The following is a 15,855-nucleotide window of genomic DNA, read 5'->3' as shown; positions in this document are numbered from 1 at the left end:
GACGGACCCTAGGGGTGACGGGCGGCGGCTGCGGCGACGGTTGCCAGGTCTTCGCCCGAGAAGCCGGTGCGGCTCAGCACCGCCAGGGATTTGTTCGTTGCCAGTGTGCACAACGCCAACTCGGCCGCCTCCTGCTCACCGGCCCCGGCCGCCAGCAACGCCTGCCGCAGCATCGCCCGCACACCGTCGATCATGGCGCGGACCGCCACCTGGCTCTCCGCGTCGAGGGCCGGGAACTGCGTTGCCGACACCGTGAGCAGGCAGCCGTCCGGGACCGTTGGGTCGGCGATGCGGTTCAGGGTGACCTGCAGGTAGGCGGCCACAACGGCGCTCGGGCTCGGGTGGGGGCCGGACAGCGCCTGTTCGTACAGCGGGTGGTAGGTCTGCGCGTACCGTTGCAGGCTCTTGCGGAAGAGGGTGCTCTTGTCGCCGAAGGTGCCGTAGAGCGAGCCCCGGCCCAGACCCGTGCCCTCGGTCAGGCGGTCGATCGACGCTTCCGAATATCCCCAGCGCCAGAAGACGTGCATCGCGCGTCGTAGCGCCTCGTCCACGTCGAACTGCTTGCGGCCCGCCATGGTTCGTGAGTCTACACATCTTGTACCGATCGTTCCAAGGGTCTTGTACTGATCGTTCCAAGATGCGTATGGTCACCGGCATGACAAACCTGAGTTCGCTACGGCTGCCCGACGGGTTCACCGACGTCTTCACCAGCCGCCTCGTGGAGGCAAACGGGCTGCGGCTGCACGCCGTCACCGGCGGGGACGGCCCGCCGCTGCTGCTGGTCGGAGGGTGGCCGCAGACCTGGTACGCCTGGCGGGAAGTGATGCCCGCCCTCGCCCGCGAGCACACCGTCGTCGCCGTCGACTCGCGCGGGGCCGGGCTCTCCGACAAGCCCGACGACGGTTACGACGCCGGCACCCTCGCCGCCGATCTGGTCGCGCTGATGGCCGCGCTCGGGCACGACCGGTTCGACGTGGTCGGCCACGACATCGGCATGTGGACCGGATACGCCCTCGCTGCCGATCACCCCGAGCGGGTGGGCCGGCTCGCCGTCGTCGACGCCATCATCCCCGGTCTCACACCTACCCCGTCGGTCTTCAGCCCGGCCGCGGTCAACCAGCGGCTCTGGCACTTCGGCTTCAACCGCCTCACCGACCTCAACGAGGAGCTGGTCCGGGGGAGAGAGCGGCTCTTCTTCGGCTACCAGTTCGCCAATAAGGCCGCCAGCCCGGACGCGATCCCCACGTACGCCGTCGACGTCTACGTCGATGCGATCGTCGCGGATCCTCGCGGGCTGCGGGCGAGCTTCGCGTACTACCGGGCGCTGGACGAGACGATCGCGCAGAACGAGCAGCGCAAGAAGACCCGGCTGACGCTGCCGGTGCTCGCTGTCGGCGGCGCGCGGTACACCGGCGCGGCGGTCGCCGAGACGATGCGGCTGGCGGCCGACGACGTCACCGGGATGGTCATCGACGGCTGCGGCCATTACGCGGCCGAGGAGCAGCCGGCGCGGTTCACCGAGATCCTAAAGGACTTCCTCGGTGGCAAACCGGTAGCAGCCGTGCCGCACCGCTGACATTCTGGGTACGCCGAAAATCGGCGAGCAACAGGTGAGCCCACACGTCGAACGGATCCTCGGCCGGCCGGCCCGCACCTTCGCCGGATGGGCCGTCCGCAACACCACGGCCTTCACATGGTCGATCGAGCCCTGGGTCGGCCGCGGTGAGCGGGCACCCACCGCGGCCGGTCCGGTCAGTCCTGCTCGACGTCAGGACTTTCGGGTCCGGTCCCCGGCCCAGGCCGCTTCGAGGATCGCGGTCAGGCTGTCGGTGTCGGTCGGGCCCGGATGGTTCTGGATCAGGCGGGTGACGCCACTGGCCATCTCCGCGAAGCGCGGGAGGTCGGCGCGTGCCACGCCGATGTCCGCCAGGGTGGGAGGGATGCCGATGTCGGCAAGGAGCCCGTCGAGCCAGGTGAGGAACGTGTCCGCGGCCTCGGCGTGCGAGGCGTCGGCCACGTCGAGCCCGCACACCCCGGCGAGGACGGCCAACCGGTCGGCGATGGCATCCCTGGCCGCGTCCAGCGCGTAGGGCAGGAGCAGCCCGACGCCCAGGCCGTGCGGCGTGTGCGTGGCCGCGCCGATGGGGTACTGGAGAGCGTGCGGGGCCGCGTTGCCCGCGTGGGAGAACGCGAGCCCGGCGAGCATGGACCCGTAGGACATGTCCGCGCGCGCGTCCGTGTCGCCGCCGTCCCGGACCGCCCGACGCAGGCTACGGGCGATCCGCTCCGCGGCCAGGAGCGCGTAGTGGTCGGTGATCGGGTTGCGGCCGAGGAACACCTGCTCCACCGGGTCGCGCGGTCCGTGGGCCCGCGGTCGCGCGGTGTAGCTCTCCACCGCGTGACAGAACGCGTCGATGCCGGAGTGGGCGGTGACGGTCGCCGGGCAACTGTAGGTGAGTTCGGGGTCGACGATGGCGAAGTCGGGCACGATGTGGACGCTGGAGACCCCCACCTTCAGCTCGCGGTCCGGGTCGGTCAACACCGAGACGGGGGTGAGCTCGGAGCCGGTGCCGGACGTCGTCGGGACCGCGACGAGAGGCATCGTCGGCCCCGGCACCTTCGACTCGCCGTAGAAGTCGCGCGGTGTCCCACCGTGGCGTCGGATGACACCGACGATTTTGGCCAGGTCGATCACCGTGCCACCCCCGATGGCGAGGATCACGTCGGCGTCCACCTCGGCGGCTGCCGAGACGGCCAGGGTGACATCGGCGAGTGGCACGTCCGGCGTCGCGTCGGAGAACACCTCGACGGCCTGGACCTTCTCCCGCACGGCGGCCACGATCTCGGCCACGCCCGGCTGTCCCAAGAGAACCTGGTCGGTCACGATGAGGACGCGCGAGCCACTCTCGGCCACCACTCGCGGGATGTTCTGCGCGACCCCTTCGCCCACGATCAGTTGGCGTGGTCCGCGGACGGTCTCAAGCATGTCGGTGCCTCTCCGGAACGTCGGCGGCGATGTGCGGGGCGCACGGGGCGCGGTGATCCTCGGCGGGCGCCCGGAGCAGCAGGCCGGTCACGGTAGGTCGATCGCCGCGTAGGTGAGGTCGAGGTATTCGAGGATGCCCTCGTGCGACCCCTCCTTGCCGATCCCGGACTGCTTCACGCCGCCGAACGGAGCCGACGGGTCCGAGATCAGACCACGGTTGATGCCGACCATCCCGGTGTCCAGCCCCTCGGCGAACCGCAGCGCGCGCTGCAGGTCATGGGTGAAGACGTAGCCGACCAGGCCGAACTCGGTGTCGTTGGCCTTCGCCAGCACCTCCTCGTCGGACGTGAACGAGATGATCGGCGCCACCGGGCCGAAGATCTCCGCCGCCAGCATCCGCGCGTCGTCGGGCACGTCGACGAGGACCGTGGGCCGGTAGAAGTGGCCCGGCCCGTCCGGTCGCTCGCCGCCCACCAGGACCCGGGCGCCGCGCTCGACCGCGTCGGCGACCAGCTCGTCGATCTTGGCGACCGAGGCCTCGTCGATCAACGCCCCGACCTGCACGCCGTCGTCGAGACCATGGCCCACCGAGAGCGCACCCATCCGCTCGACGAAGCGCGCCGTGAACTCCTCGCGCACCGGCTCCTCGACGTAGATCCGGTTGGCCGCGATGCAGGACTCCCCGATATTGCGCATCTTGGCCACCATGGCACCGTCGACCGCGACGTCCAGGTCGGCGTCCGCACACACGATCAGGGCCGCGTTGCCGCCCAGCTCCATGGAGGTACGCAGCACGTTGTCGGCGGCCTGGCGCAGCAGCACGCGCCCGACCTCGGTCGACCCGGTGAACGAGAGCTTGCGGGTCCGCCGGTCGGCCAGCAGCGCGGAGACCACCTCACCGGAACGCTTGGTGGTCACCACGTTGACGACGCCCGGGGGAACGCCGACCTCCTCCATGATGCGGGCCAGCAACAGCATGGTCAGTGGTGTCTGGCCGGCTGGCTTGGTGATCGTCGTGCAGCCCGCCGCCAGCGCAGGAGCGATCTTGCGGGCACCCATGGCCAACGGGAAGTTCCAGGGCGTCACGAAGACACACGGTCCGACCGGCTTCGGCACGGTGAGGATGCGATATCCACCCGTGGGAGCGGTGCTGTAGCGCCCCTCGACGCGTACCGCCTCCTCGGCGAACCACCGGAAGAACTCGGCGCCGTAGGCCACCTCGCCCCGAGCCTCGGCGAGCGGCTTGCCCATCTCGAGCGTTATCAGCCGGGCGACGTCCTCGGACCGCTCGGTCAGTGCCCGGTACGTCGCGGTCAACAACTCCGACCGTTTCCGTGGCGGTGTCGCCGCCCACTCCGCCATTGCCCTGCTCGCCACGTCCAGAGCGGCGAGGCCGTCCACGACGCCGGCGTCCGCCACCTCGGCGATGGTCTTGCCGGTGGCCGGGTCCTCGACGGCAAAGGTGGCTCCGCTCGCGGCGTCGCGCCAGGCGTCGCCGATCCGGAGCCGCCGGTACTCGGGGGGCAGGACGTTCATCGGGTCACTCACTGCGTCGCCTCCTGTGATCTTCTTGGTGCTGTCCGGCGTGCCTCAGCGATCGCGACGCCCCGCGCCGCCGATCGCCCTGTCGGAGCACAGCCGTCCCCGCGTCGTCAGGTCGTGCGCACCGGTGACGGTCCGTCGAGGCTCGACCGCCACGTGCTGGCGCATGTCGCCGGGCCCGCCGCAGGCCGGCCAGGGGCTTTGACACAGGCCCTAGCGCCCAGCCTCGGACAGCGACAGCCCGGTGCCCGCGTCGAACAGGTGCGCACGGTCCAGGTCGACTGTGACGTGCAGCCGTTCGCCGGGCGTACCGGTGACTGTGGGTCGTGCCTTGACCTTGAGGATCTCCGTCCCCACGAGGACGTCGACCACCGTGCGGTCACCGAGCGGCTCAAGCCCGTAGAGCTCCCCTGACAACGACGCGTCCCCACGCTGCTCGACGGACAGGTCCTCCGCGCGCACGCCCAGCAGAAGCGCACGACCGTCCTCGGCCGTGGTCCAGCGGGGCCGCGGCAGGGTCCAGCCCTGCGCACCGACCAGACGATCTCCCTTGGCGTGGCAGGCGAGCAGGCTGATCGGCGGGCTTCCGACGAATCCGGCGACCCACTTGTTGGCGGGACGCTCGTACACCTCGGTCGGCGTTCCGACCTGTTGCACCTTCCCCTCCTTGAGGACCGCGACCTGGTCGGCCATGGACAGGGCCTCGACCTGGTCGTTCGTCACGTAGACGAAGGTCGCCCCGAGGCTGCGGTGGATGCGGGTGAGCTCGGTACGCATCTCGACGCGGAGCTTGAGGTCGAGGTTCGTCAGCGGCTCGTCCATGAGAAACGCGCGCGGTCGACGCACCAGCGCCCGGGCCAGGGCGACCCGCTGCATCTCACCACCCGACAACTGCGCGGGACGACGCTGCAGCAGACGTTCGATGTGCAGCAGGTTCGACATCTGCTCGACGGCGGCGGCGATCTCACTCGACGAACAGCGGCGTGCCCGCAGCGGCGAGGCGATGTTCTCGTACACCGTGCGTCGCGGATAGAGGGCGTAGCTCTGGAAGACCATGGCCAGGTCGCGTGCGGCCGGGGTGTCACCTGTCGCGTCCCTGCCGTCCAGATGCACCGACCCGGCGTCGAGCTTGTCCAGCCCGGCGATCGCTCGCAGGGTCGTCGTCTTGCCTGCCCCGGAGGGCCCGAGCACGACGAAGAACGAGCCGTCCGGCACGTCCAGCGTCACCCCGTCCAGGGCCTGGACCTTACCGAAGGACTTGCACAGCCCCTGTACTGCCACGGTTCCCATCAGGCCACCAGCTCTTCCGTGCGCACGTCGTAGACCGCCGGGGTCCCACCGGTGTGCCGCAGCCCGACCTTCGCGTCGGCGGCGAAACGGACGGTCGGTGGCATCCGAACCCGTACCTCCCGCTGGCCGCTGTGGTCGACCACGTAGATGATCTCGTCGCCCAGCCACTCCGCCGAGACCACGCGGGCCGGGACCGACCGTTCCGCCCCCGGTGCGGTGACCTCCAGCGCCTCCGGCCGGACGCCCGCGACCAGGCGACGGTCGCGGGGCAGGCCGGGCGGTGGCGTGAGGACCAGGCCGCCCTGACCGCGCAGCTCCCCGTCGGCCACCTCCACCTCGATGAGGTTCATCGGCGGGGAGCCGATGAACGCGGCGCAGAAGAGGCTCGCCGGACGGTCGTAGACCTCCAGTGGCGTGCCGATCTGCTCGACGCGGCCCTTGTTGAGGATGGCGATCCGGTGGCCGAGCGACATCGCCTCGACCTGGTCGTGGGTGACGTAGACCATCGTCGCCCCCAGCTCCCCCTGCAGGTGCTTGATCTCCGTGCGCATGTCCGCCCTCAGCTCCGCGTCCAGATTGGTGAGAGGTTCGTCCATGAGGAATGCGCGCGGTCGTCGCACCAGGGCACGAGCGAGCGCGACGCGCTGCTGCTCCCCGCCGGACAGCTGGCGTGGTCGCCGGTCCAGGAGTGGACCAAGCCGCATCAGCCGGGCGGCCTCCTCGACCCGCTTGTGCACCTCCGCCTTGGGCAGCCCCTCGGCGCGCAGTGGGAACGCCAGGTTGTCGCGGGTCTTCAGGTGCGGGTAGAGAGCGTAGAACTGGAACACCATGGCGATGTCCCGCTCGGCGGGCGGCAGGTCGTTGACAAGCGTGTCGCCGATGCGGATGTCGCCAGTCGTCTGCCTCTCCAGGCCGGCGATGGCCCGCAGCGTGGTCGTCTTGCCGCAACCCGAGGGGCCGAGCATGACGAACAGCTCGCCGTCACCGATGGACAGGTCCACATGCTCTACCGCGACCGTCCCGTCCGGGTAGCGCTTGTGCAGCGCGGTCACCTCGATGCCCGCCATCAGCGTCGCACCGCCCCGAGCGTCACACCGGCGATGAGGTGCTTGCGAACCAGGTAGGCGAAGACGAGCACCGGCAGGGCGAACACCACCGAGGCGGCGGCCACCAGACCCCAGTCCGTGGTGGTGCCGCCGATCAGGCCGGCGATGGCGGGTGGGGCCGTCCGGACGTCGTCGCTGGAGGTGAGGAAGGTGGCGAACACGAACTCGTTCCAGGAGAAGATAAGGGCGAAGACCGCCGTCGCGGCGATGCCGGGCACGAGCAGGGGAAGGGTGAATAGCCGGAACGCCTGCAAGCGGGTGTAGCCGTCGAGCATGGCGGCATCCTCGTACTCGGCGGGCACCTCGTCGACGAACCCCTTCATCATCCAGATCGTGAACGGGACGTTGAACGCGGCGTAGATGAGGATCAGGCCGAGCTTGCTGTCGATGAGCCCGACCTGGCGGTACATGAGGAAGATCGGGACCACGACGACCACGGGCGGCATGAAGCGGGTGGACAGGATGAAGAAGAGTTGGTCCTTCTTCGCCTTCACCGCGAAGCGCGAGTAGGCCCAGGCCGCCGGGACTCCCAGCAGGGTGGCCAGCAGCGTGGAGACCCCGGCGACCACGACGGAGTTGAGGAACGCCACGGACAAGGCCGAGCGACCGCCGCCGGGGGCGACGAACACGTCCTTGTAGTGCTCCAGGGTGACCCTGAAGTCGAAGAACTTGGCTGGGATGGCGTAGACGTCCCGGTTCTCCTTGATGGACGTCTCGATCATCCACAGCACCGGAAAGAGCATCACGACGGCCAGCACGGTCAGCAACGCGATCTCCAGCACCGAGCGGCCCCGGCCGCCCAGGCGTCGCGTCGGGGGCGTGTGATCCCGGGCCGGACCTGTGGCCACGGCCTCGTCGACGGAGACGGCCATCAGCCCTCCTTGAGCTTGTTCAGGTAGCGCAGGTAGAGCTGCGTGAGGACGATGACGACGAGGACCATGAGGATCCCGTACGCCGAGGCGGTGCCGGTGTTGAAGCCCAGGAAAGCGACCTTGTAGATGTGGAACGACAACGTCTCGGTGGAGACGCCCGGGCCTCCGTTGGTGAGGATGTAGACGAGGTCGAACAGCCGGAAGGCCTCGATGGCCCGGAACAACACGGCGATGAGGAGCAGCGGCCACACCAGCGGAAGAGTGATGGTGCGGAACCGGAACCACTCGGACGCCCGGTCGATCGAGGCGGCCTCGTACAGGTACTTGGGAACCGCGGTGAGACCCGCGAGTGCGATGAGCATGATGAACGGCGTCCACTGCCAGGTGTCGACCACGATCAGGGAGATCAGTGCCGTTCGCTGCCGGGTGAGCCACTCCACCTGCCCCACCCCGAGCGAGCCGAGCATGCTGTTGACCACGCCGAACTGCGCGTCGAGCATGAACCGCCAGAACAGCCCGACCACGACCGGCGACAGCATCATCGGAACCAGGAACAGCGTGGTCAGCACTCCTCGCCCGTGCGTGCGCCGGGAGATCAGGTAGGCGATGCCGAAACCGAGCACGGTCTGCAGGCCGACCGCGCCGACCACGTAGATCAACGTCGTCAGGGCCCTCGTGTGGACCTGCGCCGACGTCAGGATGGCGGTGTAGTTCCCGAACCAGACGAAGTTGGCCGGCCCGCCGCGGGTGGCCGAGTAGTCGGTGAACGACAGGTACAACGCCCACAGCAACGGGAACACCGACATCGCGAGCAGCAGCAGCAGCGCGGGGGAGATGAAGGCCACGGCGAGCCCGCGGTCGCTCAGCCGGCGGGACCGCCCCGGTGCAGGTGGCGTCGCGGACGCCACCTGCCCGGGGTCGGTCGTCAGAGGGACGGAGTCACTCACAGTCCGCCGCCACCCTTGCGGTTGCCGGTGTCGAGCACGCCCTGCTGCTCCTTGGCGATGTCGTCGAGCGCTTCCTTCGGCTTCTTCGCGCCATTGAGAGCCGCGTTCACGTTGGTGTTCTCGATGTTGACGAGACGCGCGTACTCGGGGACGTTCCACATGTCCCGCATCCGCGGCACCGAGTCGGTGTACACCTGGTTGAACGGCCCGGCGTTGAGGAACTCGGGCGACTCCAGGGCGTCCGTACGCGATGGCACGCCACCGGCCGCGGCCCACTTCTTCTGGATGTCGGCCCGCTCGAACCACTCCATGAAGTTCAGGGCCTCGGCCTGGTTCGCCGCGGAGGAGTAGGCCGACACGTGCATCCCCATACCGCCGAGCGGGACCAGGTTCGTCTTCTGGGTCGGCAGGGTGGCAAAGCCCAGCTTGTCGAGAATCTGCTCCCGCGTGGTGCCGAGCGTCGACTCCTTCGGATCGAGCAGGCCGCCGCTCGCGGCGATCCAGTTGAACGCGATGCAGGCCTTGCCCTGGGCGACCGCCGCGTTCACCTCGTCGATGAACCAGTTGCCGGAGCCCTTGGCCGTCAGCGGCTTCATCTTGTTGACCAGGACGTCCATCGCCTCCTGGCCCGCGGTGTCGTTGAGGATGCCCTCGATCTTGCGCGCCTTGGGGTCCCAGAGGTTGCCGCCGTAGACGCCGTTGACCGTGTTGTAGGTGACGGCCGCTGCGTCGGAGCCGTTGGCCTGGTGGAAGGCCAGTCCGCTGACGCCGGGGTTCTCCGTCTGGCACTTCTCGGCGGCGGAGATCATCTGGTCCCAGGTCTGCGGCGGCTTGTCGCCGATCAGGTCCTTGCGGTAGATCATCGTCCAGGTGTCGCCGAGCAGCGGCAGTCCGTACAGGCTGGCGTTCTCGTCGCGCTTGCCGGTCTCCGCCTGGGGGTACTGGCCGTAGGCCGCCAGGAGGTACGGGTTGTAGGCCGTGACGTCGATGTTCTTCTTGACGAAGTCGGTGAGGTCGAGGATGTTGCCGTTCGTCACGGCCTCGCCGATGTGTTGCGAGTCCAGGATCGCGATGTCGAAGTCGGTCTTGCGCGCGGCGAACTGGGTGAACATCGCATCGTGCCAGTTCGCGTTCGGCACGGTGTTGACCTTGATGGTCGCGTTCGGCCGCTCCTTCTTGTACTCCGCGTTCGCGAAGGCTTCCAGTGCCTTGGCGGGCGGCCAGTCGAACCAGATGAAGCTGAGGGTCAGCGGGTCCTTGGTGAGTTCCGGGATGGTCGCCGGTGCCTTGGGGGCGCTCGCCTTCGTACCGTCGTCCTTGCCGTCGCCGCAGGCCGTCACGGTCGTGGCCACCAGCAGCAGGGCCGCCGTCGCCAGCCGCACCTTCCGCCCGGGAGCGGATATTCGTCCTATGCGCTTCGGATGCCGCATCTTCTCGCCTGCTTTCTGAGTGGGGACTTCTAGAGCCTCGCTATGTGCTTCGCCGAGCAGGTGCTGGGTTGTTCAGGCGTGTTGCCGGGCTGTCGCGGGGGAGTTCCGGGTGATCGAGGTGGAGCGCTGGCGGGGTGGTTCCGCGATGGTGCAGGATGGCGAGCATCCCGCACTTTTCCTATACGATCCCGTGGGGGCGTCAGCATCCCGCAGCGTTGTGACTGATGTCAACAGGTTCCCGAAGGCGCACGAAAGGACCTCACGTCACGATGGTCGAGGAAGCGATGAGCGCGCGGGGCCGTAGGGCCGTGCCGGGCGGAACGCCGCCGGGAAGAGCTGGCGGCCGGCTTGCCGACGAGGTGTACGACACGCTGCTCGGACAGCTGATGTCGCTACGGATCGAGCCTGGCTCGCGCGTCACGATCGACGTCCTGGCCCGCGAGCTGGGGGTGTCGCAGACACCCATCCGAGACGCCCTGAACCGGATGGAGGCCGAGGGCCTGGTCGTGCGTGTGCCCCACGCCGGCTACCGCATTCCCCCTCAAATCACCCGGCACCGATTCGAGGACATGCTCGAGGTTCGCCTGCTCCTCGAGCCGGCGGCGGCGCGGAGGTCCGCCGAACGCGCATCCTCCGCGCAGGTGGCCGGTCTGCGACGAATGCTGGAGGAGATGGCGGAGCTGGAGGGGGGCAACGGACCCACGGCCTACGGCGCCTTCGGGCTACGCGACGCCGCCTTTCACGATCTCGTCGCCCTGAGCGCGGAGAACCAGGTCATCCGCGAAGCGCTCGCCCGCCTGCACAGTCACGTGCACCTCTTCCGGTTGCACCACGACATCCAGGTCACCCACCTGGCCATGGCCGAGCACGAGGAGGTGGTGGCCGCGATCGCCGCGCGTGACCCCGACGCCGCCGCCTACGCGATGCGTCGGCACATCCTGCGATCCGGCGAGCGTTTCCGACGATTGTTCGACGAGGTCAAGGCCGCGGACGGAATGGCGGTAGAGGCTTGACGGGCGGGCTGGGCCGAGGAATGCTATCAATCGATCGGATCGGATCGGATTGGATTCACCTCACCTCACCCACCACCGGACGCGAGGAGAAGCAGGTGCCCAGAGCACTGCTCCTGACCGGCGACGCCGCCGAGGAGCTCGACACCATGTATCCCTACTATCGCGTGCAGGAGGGCGGCTGGGACGTCGACGTCTCGTCACGGACGTTGCGTGACGTGCAACTGGTCATCCACGAGTTCGACCCCAACTCCGACGCCTACGTGGAGAAGAACGGCCGGAAGCTGCCGGTCGACGTGCCGTGGGCCGAGGTCGACGTCGAGCGCTACGACGCCCTCATCATCCCCGGGGGCCGTGCTCCCGAGTGGATCCGGGTCGACGCCGACGTCAGGCGCATCACCGAGCACTTCTTCGCGCGCAACCTCCCCATCGCGCTGGTCTGCCACGGCGCGCAGGTGCCCGCGGTGTACGGCCTGCTCAAGGGTCGAAAGACGGCCTGCTTCCCGCCGATCACCGGTGACATGGAGAACGCGGGCGCGACGGTCATCGACGCTCCCGACGTCGTGGACGGCAACCTCGTCTCCTGCCGGGGATGGCCCGACATGCCGCAGTTCGGCAGGGCGATGATGGAGCTCTTCGCGAAGTCCGTCAACTCCGCATCGGCATGAGCGCTTCCGGCCTGCCCCGGTGACAGCACTTCGGACCGTCACGGTCGACGGCTCCCCTGTCCACGTCCTCGAGGGCGGCGCCGGGCCCGCGGTGCTGATGCTGCACGGCTCCGGACCCGGCACGACCGGGTCCGGTGCCTGGGCAACGACAGCGCAGGCACTGGGCACGTCCTGGCACCTGGTGGCTCCTGACCAGGCGGGGTTCGGCCGTACACCTGTCCCGGCGGGCTCCAGGGGTGGGCTGCGGCTGTGGACTGAGCAGGCCGCGGGCCTGATGGATGCTCTCGGCGTCGAGCACTACGCCGTGGTGGGCCACTCCATGGGCGGTGCCGTGGCGCTGGCGCTGGCGGCCGCGCGCCCTCAGCAGGTCACCCGTGTCGTGGCGGTCTCGACGATGGGCGCCCCCGGGGCACCGCTGTCCGCCGATCTCGACGCGCTCTGGGCCGCCCCCGCCGGCCCGCTCGGGGCACGAGACATGCTGAGTCGCCTCGTCCTCGACCAGGCGCTCGTGACCGATTCGGCAGTCGATGCCCGTGCGGCCGCGATGCGAGCGGGGGAGGCGGCGTACGCGTCGTTGTTCCCTCCGCCCAGGGCACGTTGGGTCGACGATCTCACCCTCTCGGCGCAGACGCTGGCAGCGGTACGCGCGCCAGTGCTGCTCGTCCACGGCGCCGAGGACCGGGTCACCCCGCTCGGGACGGCAGCCCAGCCCCTGCTCGACCACCTGGCCGATGTCCGTCTGCACGTGTTCGGCCGCTGCGGGCACGTGCCGGCGATCGAGCACCCGCACGAGTTCAGGCAACTGCTGTCGTGCTTCCTCGGCCGGGACCGGGGTCACTAGACACACCGGCAGCTTCCCCAGAGCGGCACGACGCCGGGCGAGTACGCCCACTGGATCGACGACATCGCCCTCTCCGGTAAGCGGCGCGGCTGCGGACCGGAGAGGGCGATGTCGTCGCAGGTTACCGTCGCGGGCGTGGGCGCCGTACCGTCCGGGTCAACGCGTACGTCACCACGATCACCGCCACGGTCGGCGCGCCGACCGTCCACGCGACCCGAAACGTCCCGACGAACAGCATGCTCACGACCACCAGCGCCATCGCGACCGCCGCCGCGGCACTGGTGTGCCAACCGCCGGGCAGCGACAGCGGCGACCGGTGCGCCTCGTCGCCGGCGGTGCGCCGGCGGCGGCGGAAGGCCACGTGGGTCGCGAAGATGAGCACCCAGGTCGTGGCGACGCCGAACAACGCGATGCCGAGCAGCTTCGCGAACGCGTCGTCGGGCGAGACGAGGGACACCGTCACCGCCAGGGGAAGCCCGATGGCCGACGCGGCGACCGCGTTCACCGGCACGCCGTGACGGTTGACGCGTCTTGCCCAGGCCGGCGCCTGGCCGTCGACCGCGAGCGAGTGCAGCGTGCGCGTCGAGACGTAGAAGGCCGTGTTGAGGGCCGACAGCGCGGCGGTGAGCACCACGAAGTTCATCACCGCGGCGGCGGCCGGCAGCCCGGTCCACTCGAAGACCAGCACGAACGGGCTCGTGGTCAGCGCGCCGTCCGGCGCTCGGCCGACGGCTTGCGACACCGATACGATGACCACCATGCTGAGCAGGTAGTACAGGCATACGCGCAGAATCGTCCCGCGCGCGGCGCGCGGTAGGTCGCGCCCCGGGTCGGCCGATTCGGCGGCGGTCAGCGCCAGTGCCTCGGTGCCGCCGAAGCTGAAGGTCGCCACGATCAGCGCGACCACGAGGCCGGTGAGTCCGTGCGGCAGATAGGACGGCGCGTCGGTGACCGCCGACAGGCCGGTCGCCGGCCGGTCGGGCAGTCCGACGGTGAGGAGCACAGCGCCGAGGACGAGGAACACCACGATCGCGGCGACCTTGATGGACGAGAACCAGTACTCGACCGTGCCGAAGGCCCGCACCGGGAACACGTTGACCGTGATGACCGCCGCGGCGGCGAGCGTGACCGGTATCCACAGCGGCACCTGCGGCCACCAGTACCGAACGTAGATTCCCACCGCGACGGTCTCGGTGCCGGCGCCGATCGCGACCACACCCCAGTACAGCCAGCGTTGGGTGAACCCGGCGAGGGGGCCGAGGTAGCGGTGGGCGAGCGCGCCGAACCCGTGCAGGTCGGGATGGGCGACCGCCATCTCGGTGGCGGCGTAGGTGAGGGCGATCGCGAGAAGCCCACCGACGACGAAGGTGAGCAGCACGGTCGGTCCGGCCATGGAGACGGCGAGGCCGGAGCCGAGGAACAGCCCGGTGCCGATGACCCCGCCGATCGTGAGCATCCCGATCTGGCCCGACGTGAGGCCGCGATGGAGCGATGACGTGACAACAGAAGGTGACATGACCATGCCACCATGCAAACAAGCTGGTAGGGGCCGAACAACGAAGGAAATAACGCAGGACGTCAGGCGGGATCGGTGCCGTCGAGGATAGCCCGCATCGCCCGAGCCTTGCCCCGCCGGACGAGTGCGAAGGTAACGCGGTCGTCGTCAACCCCCGTTCGACCGCCCGCAGCGCGGTCGGCGGCGTCTCCGGGAGGGAGACTCCGCCGGCCGGCTCGGCTGCATTCCGGGTCACCAGTACGGCGTGAACTTCTTCTTCATGGCCACCTCCTCGACGTCGTCGACTGAGTCGGAGTCAACCGTCGGCGACTTGACAGGCACTGAACGCGACACCCGCCTGGCCGTCAGTGAATCTGCAGTGGTCGATGGAAGCGTCCGGGGTGTCGGGTCGGGACCGGAAGGACGCCACCATGAAGCCGCTGCTGCGGGACCGGGAGTTCCGTGCCGTCACGGTGACCGAGCTGCTGTCGGTGCTCGGTGACCAGCTCGCCCGGGTGGCACTGGCCCTGCTGGTCTTCGGACGAACTGGGTCGGCCGGGCTCAGCGGGCTCACCTACGGGCTCACCTACCTGCCCACCGTGGTGGGCGGCGTCCTGCTCTCGTCGACGGCCGACCGCCGGCCTCGCCGCGAGGTTCTGGTGGTCATCGACGGGATCCGGGCGGCGGTCGTCCTCGCCATGGCGATTCCCGGTGCTCCGCTGCCGCTGCTGTGCGGCCTGGTGGCGACGTCGGCGTTGCTGAGCGGCCCCTACCAGGCCGCCCGCCTCGCGCTGTTGCGCGACATCCTGCCGCCCGAGCGGTACGGCGCCGGGATGGCCGTGCGGCAGTCGGTGAACCAGGGGGCGACGCTGGCCGGGTTCGCCTCCGGCGGTTTCCTGTCGACTGCCTTCACGCCGGCCATCTGCCTGGTCGTCGACGGCCTCACGTTCGCCGTGTCGGCGATCGTCATCCTGCTGTTCGTCAGGCGTCGGCCGGCCGCCGCGACAGCGGGTGAGCCGACGACGATCACCTCGACGCTCGGCCTCATCTGGCGGTCGCCGGCCCGTCGCGCGATCTTCCTGATGACCTTCTCGGCGCTGTTCCTCATCGCCCCGGAGGCGCTGGCCGTGGCGCTCGCGGCCGAGGTGGGCCTCAGCCCGCGGTGGGTCGGCCTGTTCATGGCCTCGGCCGGACTGTTCGCCGTGGTGGCCCTGGGCCTCTTCGCCAGGTACGCCGTCGTGGCACATGACCCGCGGGCGTTCCCCATGGCGTGCGTGGCGCCCGGCCTGCCACTGCTGGCCGTCATCGCGCTGGACGACCCGTACCTGATCATGCTGGTCTTCGGTCTCAGCGGTGCGGCGTGGGCGGTGCTCATCGTCATCTCGGTGTCCGCGTTCGCGGAACTGCTCCCCGCCAGCCAGCGCGCCCGGGGGCTGGGCCTGGCGGCGTCCACGAACCTCACCGCGCACGGACTCGGCGCGGCCCTCGCCGGGCTGGTCGCCGATCTGCTCGGCGTCGGTGCGGCCATCAGCCTGCTCGGGATTGCGAGCGTCCTGTTCGCCGCCCTGCCCATTGCCCTCTGGCGTCGCGCGGATCGGGACGTCGCTTCGGCATCACGCGTGCCGACCCGGCCCGAGGGTATGCGCGACCTGACGGTCGGTTGATGCC

General features: G+C 69.6%; 14 protein-coding genes. 5 read left to right on the top strand and 9 right to left on the bottom strand.

Annotated features, from left to right (window positions below; translation table 11 throughout):
* Positions 1-8: 8 nt before the first annotated feature.
* Positions 9-575, bottom strand: a complete 567-nt coding sequence (locus AB0B14_RS12345) for a TetR/AcrR family transcriptional regulator (RefSeq protein ID WP_357078370.1) — start codon at positions 573-575, stop codon at positions 9-11.
* An 80-nt stretch (positions 576-655) separates the two neighbouring features.
* On the opposite strand from AB0B14_RS12345, the gene AB0B14_RS12340 reads away from it, so the two are divergent.
* The gene (locus tag AB0B14_RS12340) at positions 656-1,576 is read left to right on the top strand and encodes an alpha/beta hydrolase (protein ID WP_357078367.1); all 921 of its coding nucleotides are present in this window, start codon (positions 656-658) and stop codon (positions 1,574-1,576) included.
* Between the two features lie 192 nt (positions 1,577-1,768).
* On the opposite strand, the gene AB0B14_RS12335 is transcribed toward AB0B14_RS12340, so the two are convergent.
* From AB0B14_RS12335 to AB0B14_RS12305, 7 genes are all read right to left on the bottom strand, one after another.
* Positions 1,769-2,986 (bottom strand): iron-containing alcohol dehydrogenase, encoded by a 1,218-nt coding sequence (locus tag AB0B14_RS12335; protein WP_357078364.1) that lies wholly within the window; start codon positions 2,984-2,986, stop codon positions 1,769-1,771.
* Between the two features lie 87 nt (positions 2,987-3,073).
* Complete coding sequence (locus AB0B14_RS12330) at positions 3,074-4,534, bottom strand: NAD-dependent succinate-semialdehyde dehydrogenase (RefSeq protein WP_357522450.1); 1,461 nt, start codon at positions 4,532-4,534, stop codon at positions 3,074-3,076.
* Positions 4,535-4,741: 207 nt separating this feature from the next.
* The gene (locus tag AB0B14_RS12325) at positions 4,742-5,818 is read right to left on the bottom strand and encodes an ABC transporter ATP-binding protein (protein ID WP_357078359.1); all 1,077 of its coding nucleotides are present in this window, start codon (positions 5,816-5,818) and stop codon (positions 4,742-4,744) included.
* Positions 5,818-6,885, bottom strand: a complete 1,068-nt coding sequence (locus tag AB0B14_RS12320; RefSeq protein WP_357078355.1) for an ATP-binding cassette domain-containing protein — start codon at positions 6,883-6,885, stop codon at positions 5,818-5,820. The genes AB0B14_RS12325 and AB0B14_RS12320 overlap by 1 nt, the downstream gene beginning before the upstream one ends.
* Positions 6,885-7,796 (bottom strand): carbohydrate ABC transporter permease, encoded by a 912-nt coding sequence (locus AB0B14_RS12315; protein WP_357078352.1) that lies wholly within the window; start codon positions 7,794-7,796, stop codon positions 6,885-6,887. Before AB0B14_RS12315 ends, AB0B14_RS12320 begins: the two co-directional genes overlap by 1 nt.
* Positions 7,796-8,743 (bottom strand): sugar ABC transporter permease, encoded by a 948-nt coding sequence (locus tag AB0B14_RS12310; protein WP_357078349.1) that lies wholly within the window; start codon positions 8,741-8,743, stop codon positions 7,796-7,798. The genes AB0B14_RS12315 and AB0B14_RS12310 overlap by 1 nt, the downstream gene beginning before the upstream one ends.
* Positions 8,740-10,173, bottom strand: coding sequence for an extracellular solute-binding protein (locus AB0B14_RS12305; protein ID WP_357078346.1), 1,434 nt, complete (start codon positions 10,171-10,173; stop codon positions 8,740-8,742). The genes AB0B14_RS12310 and AB0B14_RS12305 overlap by 4 nt, the downstream gene beginning before the upstream one ends.
* A gap of 269 nt (positions 10,174-10,442) precedes the next feature.
* Here AB0B14_RS12305 and AB0B14_RS12300 point away from each other — a divergent pair, with 269 nt between their 5' ends.
* The 3 genes from AB0B14_RS12300 (at position 10,443) to AB0B14_RS12290 (ending at position 12,692) form a co-directional block, all read left to right on the top strand.
* Positions 10,443-11,186, top strand: coding sequence for a GntR family transcriptional regulator (locus AB0B14_RS12300; protein WP_357522449.1), 744 nt, complete (start codon positions 10,443-10,445; stop codon positions 11,184-11,186).
* Between the two features lie 95 nt (positions 11,187-11,281).
* Positions 11,282-11,851 (top strand): DJ-1/PfpI family protein, encoded by a 570-nt coding sequence (locus AB0B14_RS12295; RefSeq protein ID WP_357078339.1) that lies wholly within the window; start codon positions 11,282-11,284, stop codon positions 11,849-11,851.
* Between the two features lie 19 nt (positions 11,852-11,870).
* Positions 11,871-12,692 (top strand): alpha/beta hydrolase, encoded by an 822-nt coding sequence (locus tag AB0B14_RS12290; protein WP_357078335.1) that lies wholly within the window; start codon positions 11,871-11,873, stop codon positions 12,690-12,692.
* A gap of 121 nt (positions 12,693-12,813) precedes the next feature.
* On the opposite strand, the gene AB0B14_RS12285 is transcribed toward AB0B14_RS12290, so the two are convergent.
* Positions 12,814-14,148: an amino acid permease gene (locus tag AB0B14_RS12285; RefSeq protein ID WP_357522448.1), complete on the bottom strand. Its 1,335-nt coding sequence runs from the start codon at positions 14,146-14,148 to the stop codon at positions 12,814-12,816.
* 470 nt (positions 14,149-14,618) lie between these two features.
* Between AB0B14_RS12285 and AB0B14_RS12280 the strand changes: the two genes are divergently transcribed.
* The gene (locus AB0B14_RS12280; RefSeq protein WP_357078329.1) at positions 14,619-15,851 is read left to right on the top strand and encodes an MFS transporter; all 1,233 of its coding nucleotides are present in this window, start codon (positions 14,619-14,621) and stop codon (positions 15,849-15,851) included.
* Positions 15,852-15,855 lie beyond the last annotated feature (4 nt).

It is taken from the genome of Micromonospora sp. NPDC049171 (genome assembly GCF_040648275.1).
In the GTDB taxonomy this organism is placed as follows: Bacteria; Actinomycetota; Actinomycetes; order Mycobacteriales; family Micromonosporaceae; genus Micromonospora.
Note: the sequence above shows the minus strand (reverse complement) of the source record. Positions and strands in the feature narration are given on the sequence as shown.

Coding starts and splice junctions, on each gene's coding strand:
- AB0B14_RS12345 (WP_357078370.1), bottom strand. CDS start 575: ATGGCGGGCCGCAAGCAGTTCGACGTGGACGAGGCGCTACGACGCGCG.
- AB0B14_RS12340 (WP_357078367.1), top strand. CDS start 656: ATGACAAACCTGAGTTCGCTACGGCTGCCCGACGGGTTCACCGACGTC.
- AB0B14_RS12335 (WP_357078364.1), bottom strand. CDS start 2,986: ATGCTTGAGACCGTCCGCGGACCACGCCAACTGATCGTGGGCGAAGGG.
- AB0B14_RS12325 (WP_357078359.1), bottom strand. CDS start 5,818: ATGGGAACCGTGGCAGTACAGGGGCTGTGCAAGTCCTTCGGTAAGGTC.
- AB0B14_RS12320 (WP_357078355.1), bottom strand. CDS start 6,885: ATGGCGGGCATCGAGGTGACCGCGCTGCACAAGCGCTACCCGGACGGG.
- AB0B14_RS12315 (WP_357078352.1), bottom strand. CDS start 7,796: ATGGCCGTCTCCGTCGACGAGGCCGTGGCCACAGGTCCGGCCCGGGAT.
- AB0B14_RS12305 (WP_357078346.1), bottom strand. CDS start 10,173: ATGCGGCATCCGAAGCGCATAGGACGAATATCCGCTCCCGGGCGGAAG.
- AB0B14_RS12300 (WP_357522449.1), top strand. CDS start 10,443: ATGGTCGAGGAAGCGATGAGCGCGCGGGGCCGTAGGGCCGTGCCGGGC.
- AB0B14_RS12285 (WP_357522448.1), bottom strand. CDS start 14,148: ATGCTCACGATCGGCGGGGTCATCGGCACCGGGCTGTTCCTCGGCTCC.
- AB0B14_RS12280 (WP_357078329.1), top strand. CDS start 14,619: ATGAAGCCGCTGCTGCGGGACCGGGAGTTCCGTGCCGTCACGGTGACC.